This is a genomic window from Amycolatopsis sp. lyj-346, from assembly GCF_046548975.1.
Classification (GTDB): domain Bacteria; phylum Actinomycetota; class Actinomycetes; order Mycobacteriales; family Pseudonocardiaceae; genus Amycolatopsis.
On record NZ_JAJPWT010000002.1, the window covers coordinates 108114 to 129510 of the forward strand.

Below are 21397 nucleotides of genomic sequence, written 5' to 3' on the forward strand. Positions count from 1 at the left end.
GCTCACGTTTCGTCGTGGGGTTCGCGGGATTCGTCGTCGCCGCCCAGGGCCAGCCGGACCAGGTCGGCCACGTCCATCGCGTCGATCGAGCCCGCGGTGGCCGGTTCCCGCGCCAGGTCGAGGACGGTCCGCACGAGCCCGGCCTCCTTCAGCCGGGCGTAGCCGAGGGTGGTCAGGGCGGCGCGGAAGTCCTGCTCTTCGGAGTCCACCGGGGGTTCTCCGCCGTGGTCCGGGACGAGCAGGCTGCTGAGGTGACCGGCGATGTCCGCCGCGGCCGGGTAGTCGAAGACCAGGGTCGCGGGCAGCCGGAGCCCGGTCAGCTCCCCGAGCCTGGTCCGCAGCTCGACCGCGGTCAGGGAGTCGAAGCCGAGCTGGAGCAGGCCGCGGTCGTCGCGCACCAGCGCGGGGTTCGGCAGCCCGAGCACGGCGGCGACCTGCTCTCGCACCAGGCCGAGGACGGCCGCCGGGCGGTCCGCCGGGGGCAGCGCGGCCAGCCGCTGAGCCCACGTCCGGTCGGCGGGCGCGGCGCGCCGGGTGGCGCGCACGAGGTTCCGCAGGAGCGGCGGCACCGGCCCGGACGGCGAAGGAGGCAGCACCCCGGCCACGAGCCCGGTGCCGGCGCTCCGCCGGACGGCTTCGACGAGCTCCGCGACCGGTACGTCCGGCGGCGGCGCGTGCGGAAGCCCCCAAGTGAGGGCCCGCGCGGAGTGCCCGCCGGCCCGCCACCGCGCGGCCAGCGCCTCGGCGACCGGCCCTTCGACCGGCCCGGCGACCACCACCACCTCGCCGCGAATCCGCGGCGGAAGAGCGAAGCCGGTCAAGGAGGGCAGCCGGAGCACCGCAGGGAGACCGGCCGGGGCCGGCGGCTCCCCGGACTCGGAGTCCGGTGGCGCAGCGGGCAAACCAGGCATCGCCGCCGGAGGGACCGGAGAGTCCGGTGCGCCGGGCCGGACACCGGACTCGGCGTCCGGCACTTCAGCCGGCAAACCAGGCATCGCCGCCGGAAGGACCGGAGAGTCCGGTGCGCCGGGCCGGACACCGGCCCCGCCGTCCGGCACTTCAGCCGGCAAACCAGGCACCGCCGCCGGAGCGACCGATGCTCCCGATGCGACACCGGATTCACCCTCAACCGGCGAACCAGGCACCTCGGTCGCCTCCCCGACGACCACGATCGTGCCGGTGAAGGCTTCCGGTTCCTCCGGCGAAAGCAGTGCGCGTTCCAGCCGGGGGACGTGCACCGCACCTTCGCGCACCGCCAGTTCCGGCTCACCCAGGGTCGCGGCCGCCTTCGCCAGGTGCTCCGCGTCCGGGGAGCCGTCCAGGTCGGCGAGCACGATCCGGCCCGGGTGGTTCGCCCGCAGGTCCCGGATCGCGCCCCACACCGCGGCACGGGCGGGGTCGGGCAGCTCGGTGTCGGTCACCGCGACCGCTCCGCGCGTCGCCACCACCACCGTGCGGTCGCCCGCCGCGCGGGCCCACGCGATCGCCTCCGCCGGGTCGTCGCAGAACCGCAGCTCACCGTCCGGCACGGACTGCCCGCCAAGGGCGGGCAGCGGGGGCCAGCCGATCCGGAAGAGCACGTCGGGGCCGGCCGGGCGGAGCCGTCCGGCCGGCCGCAGGACCAGGGACTCCGCCGAGAACACCGGGAGCCCGCTCTCGTCGCTCAGCTCGACCGCGAGCGCGTCTTCGCCCGCCGGGGAAAGGCGGACCCGCGCCGCGGTCGCGCCGCCGGCGTGCAGGGCGGCCCCGGACCAGGCGAACGGCATGCGGCCCGGGCCGTCCGGCCAGGTCAGGCCGCCCGGCTGCAGGGCCGCGTCCAGCAGCGCGGGGTGGATGCCGTACCGGCCGGCGTCGGCCGCCTCGCGGTCGGGCAGCCGGACTTCGGCGAGCACGGCGTCGCCGTGCCGCCACGCCCGGGCGACGCCGTGGAACGCCGGTCCGTAGTGGACACCGGCCTCGCCGAGCAGGTCGGCCAGGGCATCGAGGTCCAGCGGCTCGGCCCCGTCGGGCGGCCACGGCCCGGTTCGCGGCGGTGGAGCGGCCTCGGTCACCGCCAGGACGCCCTCGGCGTGCCGCGTCCACGGGGCGTCCGCGGCCGCGTCCTCCGGGCGCGTGTGCACCCGGAAGGCGTGGCGGCCGGTGGCGTCCGGTGCGTCGGCGACCAGCCGCAGCTGCAGGCCGCCCCGCTCGGGCAGGACGACCGGGGTGGCCAGGACGAGGTCCTCGACGCGGTCGCGGCCGAGGTGTTCACCCGCGCGGAACGCGAGTTCCAGGACCGCGGTGCCCGGCAGCAGCGTGGTGCCCCGCAAGGCGTGCTCGCCGAGCCACGGCGGGGCCGACGCCGTGACCCGGCCGGTGAACACCACCGCCCCCGAGCCCGGTACCGCGACGGCCGCACCGAGCAGCGGGTGCCCGAGCGGGCTCACCCCGGCCGACGCCACGTCCGCGGCGCCGGTCCCCGACCGCAGCCAGAACCGCTGCCGCTGGAACGGGTAGGCGGGCAGCGGCACCCGTCGCCCGCCCGGCCGGATCGCGTCCCAGCCGACCGGAACGCCCCGGACGTGCAGTTCGGCCGCCGAGGTGAGGAAGCGGGTGAGACCGCCCTCGCCACGGCGGAGCGTGCCGGTCACGACGGGCGCCGGCGTGCCCGGCTCGTCGAGGATCTCCCGGATCGCCGCCGGCAGCACCGGGTGCGGGCCGACCTCGACGAACGTCGTGTGCTTCTGCTCGGCCAGCGCCCGGACGGCCCGGTCGAAGCGCACCGGGTGGCGCAGGTTGCGGTACCAGTAGCCGGCGTCCAGTTCGCGGCCGTCCAGCACGTCCCCGGTGACCGTCGAGCAGAAGGCCACCTCGCCCGTGCGGGGGCGGACGGGCGCGAACGCCGCGAGCAGCTCGTCGCGGATCGGCTCCACGGCCCGGGAGTGCGAGGCGAACGCGGCCGGGATCAACCGGGCCCGCACCCCGTCGGCCTCGCACCGGGCGACGAGCTCCTGCAGCGCGTCGAGGTCCCCGGCGACGGCGACCGAGCTCGGCCCGTTGACCGCCGCGATCGACAGCCGCGAGCCCCAGTCCGCGATGAGGGCGGTCGCGGCGGCCTCGCCGAGGGCGACCGGCGCCATGCTGCCGCGGCCGATGAGCACCCGCGAAATGGCGCTGCGCGAGACGATCACCCGCGCGGCGTCCGAAAGGGACAGCGCGCCCGCGACGCAGGCCGCGGCGATCTCGCCCTGGCTGTGGCCGACCACCGTGTCCGGCCGCACGCCCGCGGCCGCCCACAGCTCGGCCAGGGAGACCATGACGGCGAACAGCGCGGGCTGCACGACCTCGACGTCGTCGAGCGACGGCGCGCCCGGCTCGCCGCGCAGAACGGCGAGCACCGACCAGCCGGTGAACTCCGCCAGCGCGGCGTCGCACTCCCGCATCCGCCGCGCGAAGACGGCCGACCGGTCGAGCAGTTCGGCGCCCATGCCGGCCCATTGCCCGCCTTGGCCGGGGAACACGAAGACGGTGCGGCCCGGGGTGCCGGCGACGCCGCGCACCACCGCCGGGCCGGGACGCCCGTCGGCCAGGGCCGCCAGTGCCTCGCCCGGGTCGTCGCCGGCCAGGACGACCGCCCGGTGCTCGAACCGCGGCAGCCGGGCCAGGGTGTGCGCCACGTCCGCGGGGTCCGCGGTCTCCAGCGCGGTCGCGACCTGACGCGCCCGGGCCCGCAGGCCGTCCTCGGTCCGGGCCGAAAGCACCAGCGGCGCCGGCCCCGCGGGTGCCGCCGTCCGGGGCGGTCCGGCGGGCGGGGCGGCCTGTTCCAGGATCAGGTGCGCGTTCGTGCCGCTGATGCCGAACGAGGAGACCGCGGCCCGGGCCGGGCGTCCGGTGTCCGGCCACGGGGTGTGTTCGGTGAGCAGCCGCACGGTCCCGGGCGACCAGTCGACGTGCGGGGTGGGCTCGTCGAGGTTGATCGTGCGCGGCAGTTCCCCGCGACGCAGCGCCAGGACCATCTTGATCACCGCGGCCACCCCGGCCGCCGACTGGGCGTGGCCGATGTTGGACTTGAGCGAGCCGAGCCACAGCGGGCGGTCGGCGGACCGGTCCCGGCCGTAGGTCGCGAGCAGCGCCTGCGCCTCGATCGGGTCGCCGAGGCGGGTGCCGGTGCCGTGCGCCTCGACCGCATCGACGTCCGATGTGGACAGTCCGGCGCCGGCCAGCGCCGCCCGGATCACGCGTTGCTGCGACGGCCCGTTGGGCGCGGTCAAGCCGTTGCTCGCCCCGTCGGAGTTCACCGCGGAACCGCGGATCACCGCCAGCACCTCGTGCCCGTGGCGTTCGGCGTCGGACAGCCGTTCCAGCAGCAGCATCCCGACCCCTTCACCCCAGGCGGTCCCGTCGGCGGCCGCCGCGAACGGCTTGCACCGCCCGTCGGGCGCGAGTCCCCGCTGCCGGCTCAGTTCGACGAACAGGTCGGTGTTCGCCATGATCGCCGCCCCGCCGGACAGGGCGAGCGAACACTCGCCGCGGCGAATCGCCTGCGTCGCCAGGTGCAGCGCCACGAGCGACGACGAACAGGCCGTGTCGACGGTGAGGGCCGGGCCCTCGAGCCCGAAGGTGTAGGCGATCCGGCCCGAGAGGACGCTGGTCGTGCTGCCGGTCAGCCGGTAGCCCTCCAGCTCGCCGGGGAACTCCCGCGAGTCGGTGCCGTAGCCGAGCGACGCGCCGCCGACGAAGACGCCGAGCCGCTGCCCCCGTACCGAATCCGGGTCGATGCCCGCCGCTTCGAAGACCTCCCATGCCGTCTCGAGCAGGAGCCGCTGCTGCGGGTCCATGGCCAGCGCCTCGCGCGGGCTGATCCCGAAGAACTCCGGGTCGAATTCGTCCGCGTCGTGCAGGAAGCCACCCGCCCGCGCGTAGGTCGTGCCGGGCCGGTCGGGATCCGGGTCGTAGAGGGCGTCGAGGTCCCAGCCGCGGTTGACCGGGGGACCGGTGACCGCGTCGACGCCGTCGCGCACCAGCCGCCACAGGTCTTCGGGTGACCGGACGCCGCCGGGCAGCCGGCAGCTCATCGCGACGATCGCGACCGGGTCGTCGGCGGTCTCGCGAACCTCGAGGGCCGCGGGCGCGACGGGGGTGGCCGCCGCGGACAGCTCGGCGTGGAGGTGGGCCGCCAGCGCCACCGGGGTCGGCTGGTCGAACACGACGGTGGCGGACAGCCGCAGCCCGGTGGCCGCCGACAGCACGTTGCGCAGTTCGACCGAGCTCAGCGAGTCGAACCCGAGGTCCTTGAACGCCTTGTCCGGCGCCACCTCCGCGGCTCCGGTGTGCCCGAGGACCGCGGCGACCTGCGCGCGGACCAGCTCCAGCAGCCCCTCCGGCCCGGCCGGCCGGGTGTGCGGAGACGGCGGTCCGGTCGTCCGCGGTGGGGTGGTCCCGGCCAGGCCCCGCAGCGGCGGCGGGATCTCCTCGCCGCCCCGCCGCAGGGCCGCGACGTCCAGGTCCGCGGCCACGACGAACGGCCGGTCGAGCCGGCGCGCCGCGTCGAACAGGGCGAGCCCCCGCTCGTCGGACAGCGCCGCCAGGCCGGCCCGGGCCAGCCGGGCGTGGTCGGCCGCGCCGAGCCGCCCGGTCATGCTGCCGTCGTGGGCCCACGCGCCCCAGGCGATCGACACGGCGGGCAGCCCGGCGGCGCGGCGGCGCGCCGCGAGCGCGTCGAGGGCCGCGTTGGCGGCGGTGTAGTTGCCCTGCCCGGCGCCGCCGAAGAACGCCGACGCCGACGAGAACAGCACGAACTCGGCCAGGTCGGTGCCGCGGGTCAGCTCGTCGAGGTGGTGCGCCGCGGTGAGCTTCGGCCGCAGCACCCGGTCCAGCCGGTCGGGGGTCATCGTCGCCACGAGGCCGTCGTCGAGCACGCCCGCCGCGTGGATCACCGACGTCAGCGGGTGTTCGGCCGGGATGCCGGTCAGCAGCGCGGCGAGGTCGCGGCGGTCGGCGACGTCGCACGCGGCGACGGTCACGGACGCGCCCAGCCCGGTCAGCTCCGCGACCAGCTCGGGCACGCCCGCCGCCGCCGCGCCGCGCCGCCCGGTCAGCAGCAGGTGCCGCGCTCCGTGCTCGGCGACCAGGTGCCGGGCGAGGAGGCCGCCGAGGGCGCCGGTGCCGCCGGTGATCAGGACCGTGCCGTCCGGCGCCGGAGCCGACGGCACGGTGAGCACCACCTTGCCGACGTGCTTGGCCTGGCTGACGAACCGGAACGCCTCGACCGCGCCGCGGACGTCCCAAGTGGACAGGGGCAGCGGACGGAGTGCGCCGTCGGCGAACAGGCCGAGCAGTTCGAGGAGCATCTCCCGGATCCGGTCGGCGCCGGGTTCGGTCAGGTCGAACGTCCGGTACGTCACGCCGGGCCGGGTGGCCGCGAGCTCTTCGGGTGGCCGGACGTCGGTCTTGCCCAGCTCGACGAACCGCCCGCCGTCGCGCAGCAGCCGCAGGGACGCGTCGACGAACTCGCCGGACAGCGAGTTCAGCACGACGTCGAACCCGGCACCGGCGAACTCGGTTTCGAAGTCGAGGGTCCGCGACGAGGCGATGTTCCCTTCCGGCACGCCCAGCGCCCGCAGCACGTCGTGCTTGCCCGGGCTCGCGGTCGCGTGGACCTCGGCGCCGAGGTGGCGCGCCAGCTGGATCGCCGCCATCCCGACGCCGCCCGCCCCGGCGTGCACGAGCACCTTCTCCCCCGCCCGCAGCCCGGCCAGGTCGTGCAGCCCGTACCAGGCGGTGAGGAAGACGACCGGGATCGCCGCCGCCTCGGCGAACGTCCACTCCGCCGGCATCCGCACCAGCTTCCGGTGATCGGTGACGGCGACCGGGGCGAAGGCGTGGTCCAGCAGGCCCAGCACCCGGTCGCCCACGGCGAACCCGGTGACGCCGGGGCCGGTTCCGGTGACGACGCCCGCGCCTTCGATGCCCAGCGGCGGGGCCTCGCCGGGGTAGAGCCCCAGTGCGTTGAGCACGTCGCGGAAGTTGAGCCCCGCCGCGCGGACGGCCACCCGGACCTGCCCGGGGGCCAGTGGTGCGGCCGCGGCCGGGTGCGCGACCGGGGCGAGCCCGTCGAGCCGGCCCTGGTGGACGACGTCGAGCCGCCAGGGACCGGCCGGCGGCGGTGCCGGGTCGCTGTCGGTGCGCACCCGCCTCAGGCGGGGCACCAGGATTTCCCCGGCCCGCACCGCCAGCTGGGGTTCGCCGGTGGCGATCGCCTCGGCCAGGAGCCCGGCCGCGCCGTCGGGTTCGGTGTCGAGCAGCACGAACCGGCCGGGGTGCTCGGCCTGGGCGGCGCGCACGAGCCCCCAGACGGCGGCCTGGGCCGGGTCGGTGGTCGCGTTCCGGGTGTGCAGGACCAGCCGCGCGGCGCCGAACCGGTCGTCCGCCGCCCACGCCTGGCACACCGCGAGGACGCGGGCGGGCTCCCCCGCCGGGACCACCACGACGTCGGGCACCGGTGCGCCGGCCAGCTCGGCCAGGTCGCCGGCCGTCACGAACCGCGGGCCGGCGGCTTTCGGCGGGGTGACCCGGACCCAGTCCAGCTCCAGCAGGCCGTCCCCGGGCGCGGCGGTGCGCGGCCGCAGGACCAGGGAGTCCACTGTGGCCACCGGACGGCCTTCGGGGTCCGTGAGGTGGATCGACACGGCGTCCCCGGCGACGGGGCGGAGCCGCGCGCGGACGGCCGCGGGGCCCGGTCCGGTGACGGAGACCCCGCGCCAGGCGAACGGCACCGGGGTCCCGCCGTCGAGCCGGCCGGTGAGGCCGAGGGCGTGCAGCGCGGCGTCGAGCAACGCGGGGTGCAGGGCGAAGTTCCGGGCGTCGTCCCGCAGTTCTTCCGGCAGGGTCGCCTCGGCGTAGACGTCGTCGCCCTGGCGCCACGCCGCGGTGAGGCCGCGGAAGGCGGGACCGTAGCCGTACCCCGAGGCGGCCAGCCGTTCGTAAAGCCCGTCGAGGACAAGGGGTTCCGCACCGGCGGGCGGACGCCCGTCGAAGCCGCCGGGCTCCCCGCCCGTGGGGCGGACGGACCCGGTGGCGTGCCGGGTCCACGCGTCCGGCCGTCCGGAATGGACGGTCAGCGGGCGGTGGCCGGCCTCGTCCGCCGCGCCGACCCGGACCTGGACGGTCACGTCGCCGTCGCCCGGCAGGACGAGCGGGGCCTCGAGGGTGAGCTCCTCGACGGCCGCGCACCCGGCGGCGCCGGCGGCCCGCAGGGCCAGCTCCAGGACGGCGGTGCCGGGCACCAGCGTCGTCCCGCCGATCGTGTGGTCGCCGAGCCAGCCGGGCGCGGTCGCCGACAGCGTGGCGCTGAGCACGGCGCCGTCCCCGTCGGCCAGCCGGACGATCGTGCCCGCCAAGGGGTGCCCGGCGCGGTCCGGTCCCCGGCCGGGGGCCAGCCAGAAGCTCCGGTGCCGGAACGGGTACGCGGGCAGGTCGGCCCACCGGCCGCCGGCGCACAGCCGCGCCCAGCCGACGTCGTGGCCGAGGCCGTGCAGGCGGCCGGCGGCCGCGACCGCCGTCCGCGCGCCGGGCCGGTCGGCCCGCTGCGCCGGCACGAACTCGAGGTCGGGGTCGATCGCCGGGCCGAGGGCCGAGAGCACCCGGTCGGGGCCGATCTCCAGGCAGGTGGTGACGCCGTCGGCGCCGAGCCGCCCGAGCGCGTCGGCGAACCGCACGGTGCCGAGCACGTGGTCCACCCAGTAGTCCGCCGTGGCCGGGTTTCCGGCCGCGGCCGGAAGCAGCGGGATGACGGGTTCGGCGAACTCCAGCCTCGCGACGACGGCGCGGAACCGCTCGGCCATCGGTGCCATCAGCGGCGAATGGAACGCGTGCGCGCCGGGCAGGCGTTTCGTCCGGCGGCCCCGCGCGGCGAACCCCGCGGCGATCGCCTCGACGACGTCCGCGGCACCCGAGACGACGACGGCGTCCGGGCCGTTCACCGCCGCGACGGCGGCCTCGCCGGTCAACGCGGCCCGGACCTCGTCCTCGGTCCCTTCGACGGCGACCATCGCGCCGCTTTCGGGCAGCTCCTGCATCAACCGCCCGCGGGCCGCGACCAGCGTGGCCGCGTCCGTCAGCGACAGCACGCCGGCGACGTGCGCCGCCGCGATCTCCCCGACGGAGTGGCCGACGACGACGTCGGGGCGCGGTCCCCACGATTCGAAGAGCCGGTACAGCGCCACTTCCAGCGCGAACAGGGCCGGCTGGGCGAACTCCGTCCGGCCGAGCCGGTCGCCGTCGGCCACCACCGCGGGGTCGAGGCCCGCCGCGGCACACGCTTCGTCGAAGGCCTTCGCGTACACCGGGAACTGCTCGTGGAGTTCGCGGCCCATTCCGGGGTACTGGCTGCCCTGACCGGTGAACAGGAACGCCAGCTTCCCTCCGGCCGCCCGTTCGGGCCGGACGTCGGCCAGTGCGGCCAGCAGTTCTTCGCGGCCTTCGCCGACGACGACGGCCCGGTGCGCGTGGGCGGACCGCGCGGCCAGCGTCCGGCCCACGTCCCGCGCCGTCAGCTCCGGGTGCCCCGCGACGAACGACCGCACCCGGCCGGCCAGGTCGTGGACGGCCTCCGGGGTCGCCCCGCTCAGCACCCACGGCACCACTCCCGCCGGCGCCGGCCCGGGCGGCTCCGGGTCGGCCGGCGCCTGTTCGAGGATCACGTGGGCGTTGGTGCCGGAGATGCCGAACGACGAGACCCCGGCCCGCCGTGGCCGTCCGGCCGACGGCCACGGCGCCGGTTCGGCCAGCAGCGCCAGCGCGCCGCGGGTCCAGTCCACGTGGGACGACGGCCGTTCGACGTGCAGGGTGCGGGGCAGTTCGCCGTGCCGCAGCGCGAGCACGGTCTTGATCACGCCCGCGAGGCCGGAAACCGCCTGCGTGTGCCCGATGTTCGACTTGAGCGACCCCACCAGGACCGGCCGGTCACCCGGGCGGTCACGACCGTAGGTCTCCTGCAGCGCCAGCGCTTCCACGGGATCGCCCAGCCGGGTGCCGGTGCCGTGCGCCTCGACGGCGTCGACGTCCGCAGGGGACAGTCCCGCGTCGGCGAGCGCCGCCCGGATGACGCGTTGCTGGGCCAGGCCGTTCGGTGCGGTCAGCCCGTTGCTGGCGCCGTCGGAGTTGACCGCCGAACCGCGCAGCACGGCCAGCACGCGGTGGCCGTGCCGCCGCGCGTCCGAGAGCCGCTCCACGACCAGGGCCGCGACCCCTTCGGCGGCGCCGAACCCGTCGGCGTCGTCCGAGAACGCCTTGCACCGGCCGTCCGGCGAAAGCGCCCGCTGCCGGCTGAGGCTGCGCAGCGCCGCCGGGGTGGTCATCACGGTCGCGCCGCCGGCGATCGCCAGGGAGCACTCCCCCGCGCGCAGCGAACGCGCCGCCAGGTGCAGTGCGACCAGTGACGACGAGCACGCGGTGTCCACCGTCATCGCCGGGCCTTCGAGGCCGAAGGTGTAGGCGATCCGGCCCGCCGCCACGCTCGGGGCCCCCGCCGTCACCTGGTAGGCCTCGAGGCTGCCGGGGATCCGGTCCGGTGTCCAGTAGTCGGGCACCTGGATGCCCGCGAACACCGCGGTACTGCTGCCGGCCAGGGAGTCCGGCGCGATGCCGGCGTGCTCGAGCGCCGTCCACGTGGCTTCGAGCAGCTGCCGTTGCTGCGGGTCCATCGCCAGGGCCTCCCGCGGCGCGATGCCGAACAGGTCGGCGTCGAACCGGTCGATCCCGGTCAGGTACCCGCCGCCGCGGACGTAGCTGGTGCCCGGCCGGTCCGGGTCGGGGTCGTACAGCGCGTCGAGGTCCCAGCCGCGGTCGGCCGGGAGCTCGCCGACGGCGTCCCCTCCCCCGGCCAGCAACCGCCACAGGTCTTCGGGTCCCTCGACGCCACCGGGCAGCCGGCAGCTCATGCCCACGATCGCGAGCGGCTCGTCCGCGGCCGCCGGAGCCCCGGCGGCCGCTTCCGCGGCACGCGTGCCGAGCGCGGCGTTCCGCAGGTGGGCGGCCAGCGCCGTCGCGGTCGGGTGGTCGAAGACGATCGTGACCGGCAGCGCGAGCTCCGTCGCGGCCGCCAGCCGGTCGCGCAGCTCGACCGCCGTGAGCGAGTCCAGCCCGAGCTCGGAGAACGGCCGGTCCGCGGCCACCGACGCCGGCCCGTCGTGCCCGAGGACGGCGGCGAGCTGGGTGCGGACCACCGTCCGCAGCAGGTCGTGCTGCCCTGCTTCCGGCAGCCCGCGCAGGCGGTGCCCGAGTGCGGAAGCGGTCGGTCCCGGTTCGGTGTTCCGGCGGGCTTCGGCGATCTCGCCGAGCAGCGGGCTCGGCCGCGCCATCGTGTAGAGCGCGGCGAACGTGGTCCAGTCGACGTCGGCCACGACGGTGGCCGGCTCGCCGCCGCCGACGGCCGCCGCGAGGGCGTCGAGCGCGACGCCGGGGTCGAGCGGGGTGAACCCGCGGGCGCGTAGGGCCGTCTCGAACGCCGCGGTGACCATGCCGCCGCCGGGCCAGGGGCCCCACGCCACCGCCGTCGCCGCCCGCCCCCGGGCGTGACGCTGGTGGGCGAGCGCGTCGAGGCAGGCGTTCGCGGCGGAGTACGCGCCCTGGTCCGCACCGCCCCAGACCCCGGCGGCCGAGGAGAACAGCACGAAGGCGTCCAGCGGCCGGTCGCCGAGGACGCGGTCGAGGACTTCGGCGCCCAGCACCTTCGCCCGGAACACCTCCGCCAGGTCCGCCGGGCCGATCCCGGCCAGCCGCCCGAACCCGCCGGTTCCGGCGGCGTGGACGACGGCGGTCAGCTCCGCGCCCGGGACCGACGCGACCAGGCCGGCCACCGCGCGGTCGTCGGTGACGTCGCAGGCGACGACGGTGACCCGGTCCGCCCCCAGTTCTTCGGTGATCGTCGCGGCGTCCGGGGCCGCCGGTCCGCGGCGGCCGGCCAGCACGACGTGCGCGGCGCCGTTTTCCACGAGCCAGCGCGCGACCCGGCGGCCGAGCGCGCCGGTGCCGCCGGTGACCAGGACGGTACCCCGCGGCCGCCACGCGGTCCGCGTCGCCGGGACCGGGCGCACCAGGCGCCGCGCGAAGACGCCGGAGGCCCGGACGGCGACCTGGTCTTCGGTTCCGGTGAGCACCGCGGCCAGCAGCCGCGCGGCCTGCGCGACCGGCTGCTCGGGCAGGTCGGCGAGCCCGCCCCACCGGCGGGGCTGTTCCAGCGCGGCCACCTGGCCGAGGCCCCAGACGGCGGCCTGGCGGGGCGCGCGGACCGGGTCGTCGGCGCCGGTGCCGACGGCACCCGACGTGACGCTCCACATCGGACAGCCGAAGGCCCGCACCGCGGCGAGTGTCCTGGCGAGACCCGCCGGGACCGCGGGGTGGTCCGGGTCCGGGCGGTCGTCGAGGGCGAGCAGGGAGACGACCCCGGCCGGTTCGTCCTCGGGCGAAAGGTCCCCCTCGCGGACGTCGGCGCCTGCGGCCGACAGGGCCGCGACGAGCAGCGGACGCCACGGCGAGTCCTCGCCGCCGACGACGAACCACGTCCCGGAAAGCGGTGCGGCGCCGTCGGTCGTCGTGGGCCACCACGCGATCTCGTAGCGCAGGCCCGCCGCGGGATCGGTGGCGCGCCCCGCCCCCGCCGGCGGGCGCCACCAGAACCGCCGGCGCCGGAACGGGTAGGTCGGCAGGTCGGTGCGGCGGGCGCCGGTCCCGGCGAAGACCGCGTCCCAGCGCACGGCGGCACCGTGCGCGTGGGCCTGCGACAGCGACCGGAGGAACCGGTCCTGGCCGCCGTCCCCGCGCCGCAGCGTCCCGACCGCCGCCGCGGCCACTCCCGCGTCGTCGAACGTCTCCCGCATCCCGAGCGCGAGCACGGGGTGCGGGCCGACCTCGACGAACACGCGGTGCCCGGCCGCCAGCAACCGGCGCACCCCGGCTTCGAAGCGCACCGGTTCGCGCAGGTTGCGGTACCAGTAGGCGGCGTCGAGGCCGTCGGGGCCGACCGGTTCGCCGGTGACCGTCGAGAAGAACGGGATCTCCGCCGGGCGGGGCGTCACCGGCGCGAGCGCGGCGACGAGCCGGTCGTGGAGGCGCTCGACGTGCCGCGAGTGCGACGCGTAGTCGATCGGGATCTCGCGGGCCCGCACGTCGCGCAGCGCGCACGCGGCGACGAGCTCCCGCAGCGCGTCCGGGTCGCCGGACACCGCGACCGAGTTCGGGCCGTTGACCGCCGCGACCGACAGCCGGTCGCCCCAGCGGGCCAGCAGGGCGGTGACGTCCGCCTCCGGCAGCGGGACCGAGACCATCCCGGACAGCCCGGCCAGTTCGGTCAGGAGCCGGCCGCGCAGGGCGACGACCCGGGCGGCGTCCGGCAGGACAGCGCGCCCGCGACGCACGCCGCGGCGATCTCGCCCTGGGAATGGCCGATCACGGCGGCCGGCTCGACACCGTGGGCGCGCCAGAGCGCGGCCAGGGACACCATCACCGCGAACAGCACCGGCTGCACCACGTCGTCCCGGTCCAGCGCCGGGGCCGTGGCCCGCTCGCGCAGGACGTCGGCGGGCGAGAAGCCCAGGTGCTCCGCCAGCGCGTGTTCGCACTCGGCGAACCGGGCCGCGAACACCGGCGAGCTGTCGAGCAGTCCGGCCGCCATCCCGGCCCACTGCGAGCCCTGGCCGGGGAAGACGAACACCGTCCCGCCGTCGACGGCGGTGGCCCGCACGACGTCGACGGCACCGTCGCCGCTCGCGACGGCGTCGAGCGCGGCCAGGAGCCCGGAGCGGCCGGTGGCGACGAAGGCGGCGCGCTCGGCGAACCGCGCGCGGGTGGTGGCCAGCGAGTACGCGACGTCCGCCGGGGCCCGGTCCGGTTCCTGCGCCAGGTGGTCGCGCAGCCGCCGGGCCTGTGCTCGCAACCCGGCCTCGTCGCGGGCGGAAAGCACGTAGGGCAACGGCCGGTCGGCCGGTGCCGCCACCGCCGGTTCGGCCGGGGGCTGCTCCAGCACCACGTGGGCGTTCGTGCCGCTGATCCCGAACGAGGACACCCCGGCCCGGCGCGGGCGGTCGAGGGCGGGCCACGCGGTCGCCTCGGTGAGCAGCCGGACCCGCCCGGCCGACCAGTCGACGTGCGGGGACGGCGCGTCGACGTGCAGGGTCGCGGGCAGGACGCCGTGGCGCATCGCCTGCACCACCTTGAGCACGCCGCCGATCCCGGCGGCGGCCTGCGCGTGCCCGATGTTGGACTTCACCGAACCCAGCCACAGCGGCGTTTCCCGGTCCTGGCCGTAGGTCGCGAGCAGGGCACCGGCCTCGATCGGGTCGCCGAGGGTGGTCCCGGTGCCGTGCGCCTCCACCAGGTCGACGTCCGAAGCGGACAGTCCGGCGTCGGCGAGGGCGGCGCGGACGACGCGTTCCTGGGCGGGCCCGCTCGGGGCGGTCAGCCCGTTGCTGGCGCCGTCGGAGCCGATCGCCGACCCGGCCACGAGCGCGAGCACGGGGTGGCCGTGGCGGCGCGCGTCCGAAAGCCGTTCCAGCAGCACCAGACCGGCGCCCTCGGCCCAGGCGGTGCCGTCGGCCGCGGCGGCGAACGCCTTGCACCGCCCGTCCGCGGCCAGCCCGCCCTGCCGGCCGAACTCGAGGAAGATCCCCGGCGTGGCCATGACCGTGACGCCGCCGGCCAGTGCGACCGTGCACTCCCCCTGTCGCAGGGCCCGCGCGGCCAGGTGCAGCGCGACCAGCGACGACGAGCACGCCGTGTCCACGGTCACCGACGGGCCTTCGAAGCCGAGCGTGTAGGCCACCCGGCCCGACAGCACGCTCGCCGCGCTGCCGGTGAGCACGTGCCCCTCCGCGCCGTGGCCCGGCTCGTGCAGCCGGGGGCCGTAGTCGCTCGACGACGCGCCGACGAACACCCCGGCCGGGGTGCCGCGCAGGGCCGCGGGGTCGATGCCGGCCCGTTCCAGCGCCTCCCAGGCCGTCTCCAGGACGAGCCGCTGCTGCGGGTCCATCGTCAAGGCTTCGCGCGGGCTGATGCCGAAGAACTCCGCGTCGAACAAGGCCGCGTCGGGCAGGAAACCGCCGCGACGCGGGATCGTCGCCGCGCCGAGGTCCCAGCCGCGGTCGCCGGGGAAGCCCGTGATCGCGTCGACGCCGTCCGCGACCAGCCGCCACAGGTCCTCCGGTGACCGGACCCCGCCGGGGTACCGGCAGCTCATGCCGATGATCGCGATCGGCTCGCCGGGCTCGGCGGCGGTCGCCGGGGCGGCGGTCACGCGCTGTTCGCCGCGCAGGTGCGCGGCGAGGGCCAGCGGGGTGGGGTGGTCGAACGTCAGCGTGGGCACCAGGGGCAGGCCGGTCGCCGCGGCGAGGCGGTCCCGCAGCTCCACCGCGGCCAGGGAGTCGAAGCCCAGGTCGCGGAAGGTCCGGCGCGGGTCGACGTCGGCGGCGTCGGCGTACCCGAGCACGATCGCGGCGGCGGACCGGACGAGGTCGAGCGGATCCCCGCCGGGGACCGGCCGCGGCGGCTCGGGGACCGCTTCGACGTCCACAGTGGCCGGACTGTCCACACTGTCCACACTGGACGGGGCGGCGGCGAGCCAGTACGGCGTGCGCTGGAAGGGGTAGGTCGGCAGCCCGATCGGCCGGACCGGTGCCGGGGCGCCGAACACCGCGGGCCAGTCGACCGGCACGCCGTCGGCGAAGGCCTGGGCCAGCGCGGAAACCAGGGTGCGCGGCTCGGGGTGCCCCGCGCGCAGCACCGCCGCGACCGACACCGCCGCGTCCGGCGGCAGGTTGTCGCGGACCAGCGCGGCCAGCACCCGGTCCGGGCTCACCTCGACGAACCGGGTGACGCCCTGTTCGTGCAGGGTCCGGACGGTGTCGCCGAACCGGACGGGTTCGCGGAGCTGGCGCACCCAGTAGCCGGGCCAGCGCAGGTCGCCGCCGGCGGCGAGCCGGCCGGTGATGTTGGCGACCACGGGAACGGTGGGCTCGGCGTAGGTCAGCCGGTCCGCGGTGCGGCCGAACTCGCCGAGGATCGGGTCGAGCAGCGCGGAGTGCCCGGCGAGCCCGATCGCGAGCCGTTTCGTGCGGCGGCCGCGGTCGCCCCACCGCCCGGCCACCGCCAGGACGGCCGCCTCCGTCCCGGAGACGACCGTGGCCCGGGGGCCGTTGACGGCGGCGATGGTGACTTCGCCTTCGACGTCGGCCAGGGAGCCGAGGACTTCCGCTTCGGCGGCTTCGATCGCGACCATCGCGCCACCGCGGGCGACCGTCTGCATGAGCCGCCCGCGGGCCGTCACGAGCGCGGCCGCGTCCGGCAGGGACAGCACCCCCGCCACGTGCGCGGCGGCGAGCTCGCCCGCCGAGTGCCCGGCGAGCAGATCCGGGGCGAGGCCCCAGTGCCCGAGCAACCGCACCAGGGCGACCTGAACGGCGAACAGCGCGGGCTGGGTGAACCGCGTCTCGTCCACGAGGGCGCCACCGCCGAAGACGACCTCCTCGAGCGAGGTGCCCAGCAGGGGGTCGAACGCGGCGCACACCTCGTCGAACGCGGCGGCGTAGACCGGGAACGCCCGGTACAGCTCGCGTCCCATCCCCGGGCGCTGGCTGCCCTGCCCGGCGAAGAGGAACGCGGTCGCCCCGCCCGAGGCCGTGCCGCGGACGACGTTCCCCGCGTCGGTGCCGGACGCGAGCGCGGCCAGGCCGGCCCGGAGCTCGCCTTCGCCGGTGCCCACGACGACGGCGCGTTCGGGAAACGCGGTCCGCCCGGCGGCGAGCGCCCCCGCGATCTCGGCGGGCGGGCGGCCGGGCTCGGCCGCGGCGAACTCCGCCAGCCGGCCGGCCTGCTCCCGCACGGCTTGGCGGGTCCGGGCGGACACGGTCCAGGCCAGCACCGGCGGCGCGGCCGGGGCGGGTGTGGCCGCGGCGGGCGGGGCCGGGGCCGCGTACCGGGACAGGACCAGGTGGCAGTTGGTCCCGCCCATGCCGAACGAGCTCACCCCGGCGTAGCGGCCGTCCGCCGGCCACGGCGTACGGCCGCCGGCGACCGCGAGGTTGAGCGCGGCCAGCGGGATTTCCGGCGGCGGCGCCACGTGGTGGAGGCTGGCGGGAACTTCTTCGTGGTGCAGCGAAAGCACCGTCTTGAGCAGCCCGGCGACTCCGGCGGCCGCATCGAGGTGACCGATGTTCGTCTTGACCGAGCCGACGAGCAGCGGCCGTCCGGCGGGCCGGGCGGCGCCGAGCACCGAGCCGAGCGCGGCCGCCTCGACCGGATCACCCCGCCGGGTGCCGGTGCCGTGCAGTTCGACGTAGCCGACGTCCTCGGGGCGGACGCCGGCGCGGGCGTAGGCGGCCCGCAGGACCGCTTGTTGCGCGGCCTCGTCCGGCACCGTCAGTGCCTCGCTCGCGCCGCCGTGGTTGATCGCGCCGCCGTGCACGACCGCGTAGACCGGGTCGCCGGCCGCCTCCGCGTCGGCGAGCCGTTTGAGGACGACGAGGGCGCCGCCCTCGCCCCGCACCGTGCCGTTGGCGCGGGCGTCGAAGACGTGGCACCGGCCGTCCGGGGACAGCCCGCCGAACTTGGTGAACGCGACGGCGCCGTCCGGGACGAGGGTGAGGTGGACGCCGCCGGCGAGCGCCACGTCCGTTTCGCCGCGCCGCAGGCTTTCGCACGCGAAGTGCACCGCGACCAGCGACGACGACTGGGCGGTGTCGACGGTCAGGCTGGGCCCGTGCAGGCCGAGGAAGTGGGAGACGCGGTTGGCGGCGAGCCCGCGGTGCAGCCCGGCGAACGTGTGCGGGGTGATCGCGGAGAGCCCGGCCCGGTGGGTGAGCAGGGCGTAGTCGTCCCCGCCGGTCGCGAGGAACACCCCGGCGTCGCAGCCGGCCAGCCGCGCCGGGACGATGCCGGCGTCTTCCAGCGCCTCCCAGCCGAGTTCGAGGGCGAGGCGCTGCTGCGGATCCAGTGCGGCGGCGGCCCGCGGCGAGATCCCGAAGAAGCCGGGGTCGAACCCGCGCACGTCGTCGAGGAAGCCACCCCGCGTGGTGGTCGCCGTGCCGGGCGCGGCGGGATCCGGGTCGACCAGGCTGTGCGCGTCCCAGCGGCCGGCGGGCACGTCGGTGATCGCGTCGGTGCCCGCGCGCAGCAGCCGCCAGAACGCGGCGGGATCCGCGGCCCCCGGCACCCGGCAGGACAGCCCGACGATCGCGATCCGGTGATCACCGCCGTTGCCGTCCGGTTTCGGCCCCGTGCTCGCGGACATCCGGCCTCCCCCGTTCACCACTCGGCCGACCCTCGCACCCGCGTCCGGCCCCCGGCGTCTCCGGGCTTGCGCCGAGCACCTGGCGGGGATCCCCGATGACCCACGTCGGACCGGTGGTGGCTCTCCGTCAGCGGTCGCCGAAGACCCTTGCCGCGATGGCCGGCGCGGCCTCTTCGCCGATCACCGAGAGGTGGTCACCCGGCACGGGAGGCTTCGCGCGGATCGATTCGTCCTGCTGACCGGGCTGCGGCGGGCACTGACCTACCCCGCCACCGAGATCACCGACACCGCTGCATCATCTTGACCGGACACCTCTACCGGTATTCGACCGGCTTCCGGCGGTGCCAGCCGCCCGGTGACGGGAAGACGACCGCGGGCCCGGCATTCGAGTACGTGCCACCCGAAAGGCGAAACTGAAGCACCCGTGCTCGCCGGTATACCAGGTCCCAGCCGGGAGGGGTCCCCGGCTGGGGAGGGGAATATGGGACGGATGTGGCTGGGATCCGGCCGGGAGAGCCGGCTGCGATAGCCACCTCGATGAACGGCGTACGCATCTGTTCGGCTCAACGGGGAGGGAGTGCCCGGTCATGACGCTGACTCAGTCGGCTTCCGACACGCCAGGCCAGTCCAGGAATGAGTTCACCCTTCGCCAACTCCCGCCGAGCAACTCGCCCGCTCCATGAGAACGGGATACCGGCGCCGGCTCAAGCGGGACCCCTTCGAATACCTCGAGGACCTTCGCCGTCGCACCGCGACCGGCGTCATCCGGCTCCCCTGGGGCGGCTGGTGCGTGAGTGATCCGGATCTGGCGAACGAACTGCTGCGCAGCCCCGAATTCAACACCGGCACGTCCGGGTTCTTCGGGGACCTGCTGCCGACGCGGACCGCGCAGGTCGCCATCGGCCAGGCGGCGCGGAACCTCTTGCGGACACGGGTGTCCGAGTATCGGGACGCACTCGTCGGGGCCCTCGCGGACCTGCCCCCGGCCAGTGGCTGGCCGGCAGCCGGGGCCGAACTCGTGTACCGCGGCCTGGCAAACGTGCTCCTGCACCCGCGGACTTCCGCCGGAACGCGGCGATTGATGGACCAAGCCCTGCACGGCGGCGTCATGTTCCGCTCGCCACACGTGTGGCGGCGGGCGCGCGCGGAAATACTGCGCGGAAAGCTGATCGCAGCTGTCGCCGAGGAAGTGGGCTGGCGCAGGGCGGGGCCGGCCGGCCAGTCGCGTGATGTTCTGGACGCCGTGCTCGGTGCGTGCCCGGACGTCCTGGCGGACCGAACTGTCGCCGAGGTCTTCCTGGTGCTGTTCCGGTCGATCGTCGCGCCCGTCGGTTCCACGCTGGCCTGGTCGGTGTTGCTGGCCTGCCTGCACCACACGTCGGATTCCCCGTGGCCGTGGCCCCCTGCGTGGATCGTGCGGGAGGCGATGCGGCACCGCCCGATGGTCTGGATGGTCGGCCGCACCGTCATCCGGCCTGCCGAATTCGGCGGCCTCCCCTTCGAGCCTGGCGACGTCCTCTCGGTCAGCCCGTTCTTGGTGCACCACGACCAGCGCCGCTGGGCCGACGCCGATGTCTTTCGGCCCGAGCGGTGGGCGGAACCAGGTGAGCGTGGCCCCTACGTGCCGTTCGGCGCGGGGCCGTACAGCTGTGTCGGCGCGTCGGTGGCGCTGACCTTGATGACCGAAACGCTGGCGGCTCTCACGCGGGACGCCCGGCTGACCGTCACCGGAGCCGACGCCCGCCCGGCAATGGCCGAGGGTGCCGTTCCTCGGCCCTTCACCGTCCTCCGCACCCTCACCTGAGACGGAGGACATCGACACCGAAAGGAGGTGAACGACCATGATCGCCAAGCTGCGCCGCATCCTCGGCACCAAGCCGCCCGGACGGTGGCATTGGTAGGACCCGACAGCCGACACGGAACTCGGGGGCTCGATGACACAGCGAAGCTTTTATCGGGCCCCCGAGCGCCGGCGTTTACCGCACTGAGGCGATGACGAAAAGCAGGAGAGCAGGCAGGCATGGCGACATCTGAGACTCCGGCCACGGTACAGAGCACAAGCATGCGGGAATCGGACCGAAACCTGCGAGAGCTGTCCGATCTGATCACCCCGATGTCGATCAGGGTGGCCGTCACCCTGCGCATCCCGCAGAAGATTTCGGGAGGCGGGCTGACCGCGGAAGCGCTGGCGGCGGAGACGAACACCGATCCCGGTGTGCTGGAACGCATCCTTCTCCACCTGGTGAGTGCCGGGGTGTTGACCCGGGATGACGGTGGCCTGTTCGGGTTGACGCGCGTCGGTGATCAGATGCTCGTCGAAAACGACGGGTCGGTGAATCCGGACTTCCTGGATCTGGGCACGGTATCAGGACGTGCCGAGTTGTCTTTCTTCCGCCTTCCGGAAGTCGCCCGGAATGGCGACATCGTCGCTTATTCGGCGCAGTACGGCACGAGTTTCTGGGATGATCTCGGCAAAGAACCGTCATCGGCTGTCCACTTCGACCAGGTGATGGCCGCCGGAATGAAAAAGAGAGTCCAGGAGATCGCCGAGTCCTACGACTGGGGGGCACTCGGCAGCGTCGTCGACGTCGGTGGTGGAAACGGAACACTTCTTGTCGGCTTGCTGCAAGCCCATGCGGGTCTTCGGGGTACGGTGGTAGACCGCGATGCCGGCCCCGCCGTCCGGGCTTTCCGCGATGCCGGGTTGAGCGGCAGAGCAGGGGCGTTCAGTGGGAGTTTCCTGGAGCCACTGCCGCCGGGAGCCGGCGGATACGTGGTGTCGCGTATCCAAAGCGACTGGAACGACGCCGACGTCCGAACCATCTTGGGCCACTGCGCCGACGCCGCCGGAGCGCAGGGCAGGGTCATCGTGGTCGACGAGTTCGCGGCCGAGGAAGGCGTTCGAACCGACTCTGAAACCGACCTCCGGATGCTGATGTACTACGGGGGAAAGGAACGGACGATGGAACAGGTGCGCGAACTTGCCGCGGACGTGGGCCTGTCGGTGAGATCGCTCCGTCGCGCCGCCGACTGGACGATCATGGAGCTGTCCTCGAACGCCGGCGCTGTCCGCGGCGGCTCTTCCGTCGAGGAAGCGCTTTACTGACGAGGCTTGCGGGAATTACCCTGTAGCCGCGG

Annotated in this window: 3 protein-coding genes and 2 pseudogenes; 2 read left to right on the top strand and 3 right to left on the bottom strand. The window is 75.8% G+C overall.

Going from position 1 to position 21397, the window contains the following annotated elements; all coding sequences use genetic code 11:
- Positions 1-2: 2 nt before the first annotated feature.
- The 3 genes and pseudogenes from ACLJQE_RS07645 to ACLJQE_RS07655 all read right to left on the bottom strand — a co-directional run.
- Positions 3-12317, bottom strand: coding sequence for an SDR family NAD(P)-dependent oxidoreductase (locus ACLJQE_RS07645; protein WP_410639154.1), 12315 nt, complete (start codon positions 12315-12317; stop codon positions 3-5).
- Positions 12318-12794: 477 nt separating this feature from the next.
- Positions 12795-13651, bottom strand: a pseudogene (locus ACLJQE_RS07650) (acyltransferase domain-containing protein); the annotation flags it as partial.
- A 135-nt stretch (positions 13652-13786) separates the two neighbouring features.
- Positions 13787-18259 (bottom strand): annotated as a pseudogene (locus ACLJQE_RS07655) (beta-ketoacyl synthase N-terminal-like domain-containing protein); the annotation flags it as partial.
- A 679-nt stretch (positions 18260-18938) separates the two neighbouring features.
- Between ACLJQE_RS07655 and ACLJQE_RS07660 the strand changes: the two are divergent.
- Together ACLJQE_RS07660 and ACLJQE_RS07665 are read left to right on the top strand one after the other, a co-directional pair.
- On the top strand, positions 18939-20063 hold the full coding sequence (locus tag ACLJQE_RS07660) for a cytochrome P450 (RefSeq protein WP_410638397.1): 1125 nt from the start codon (positions 18939-18941) through the stop codon (positions 20061-20063).
- A gap of 258 nt (positions 20064-20321) precedes the next feature.
- Positions 20322-21365 carry a methyltransferase gene (locus tag ACLJQE_RS07665; RefSeq protein WP_410638399.1) on the top strand — a complete coding sequence of 348 codons (1044 nt, stop codon included), beginning with the start codon at positions 20322-20324 and terminating at the stop codon, positions 21363-21365.
- Positions 21366-21397: the final 32 nt, after the last annotated feature.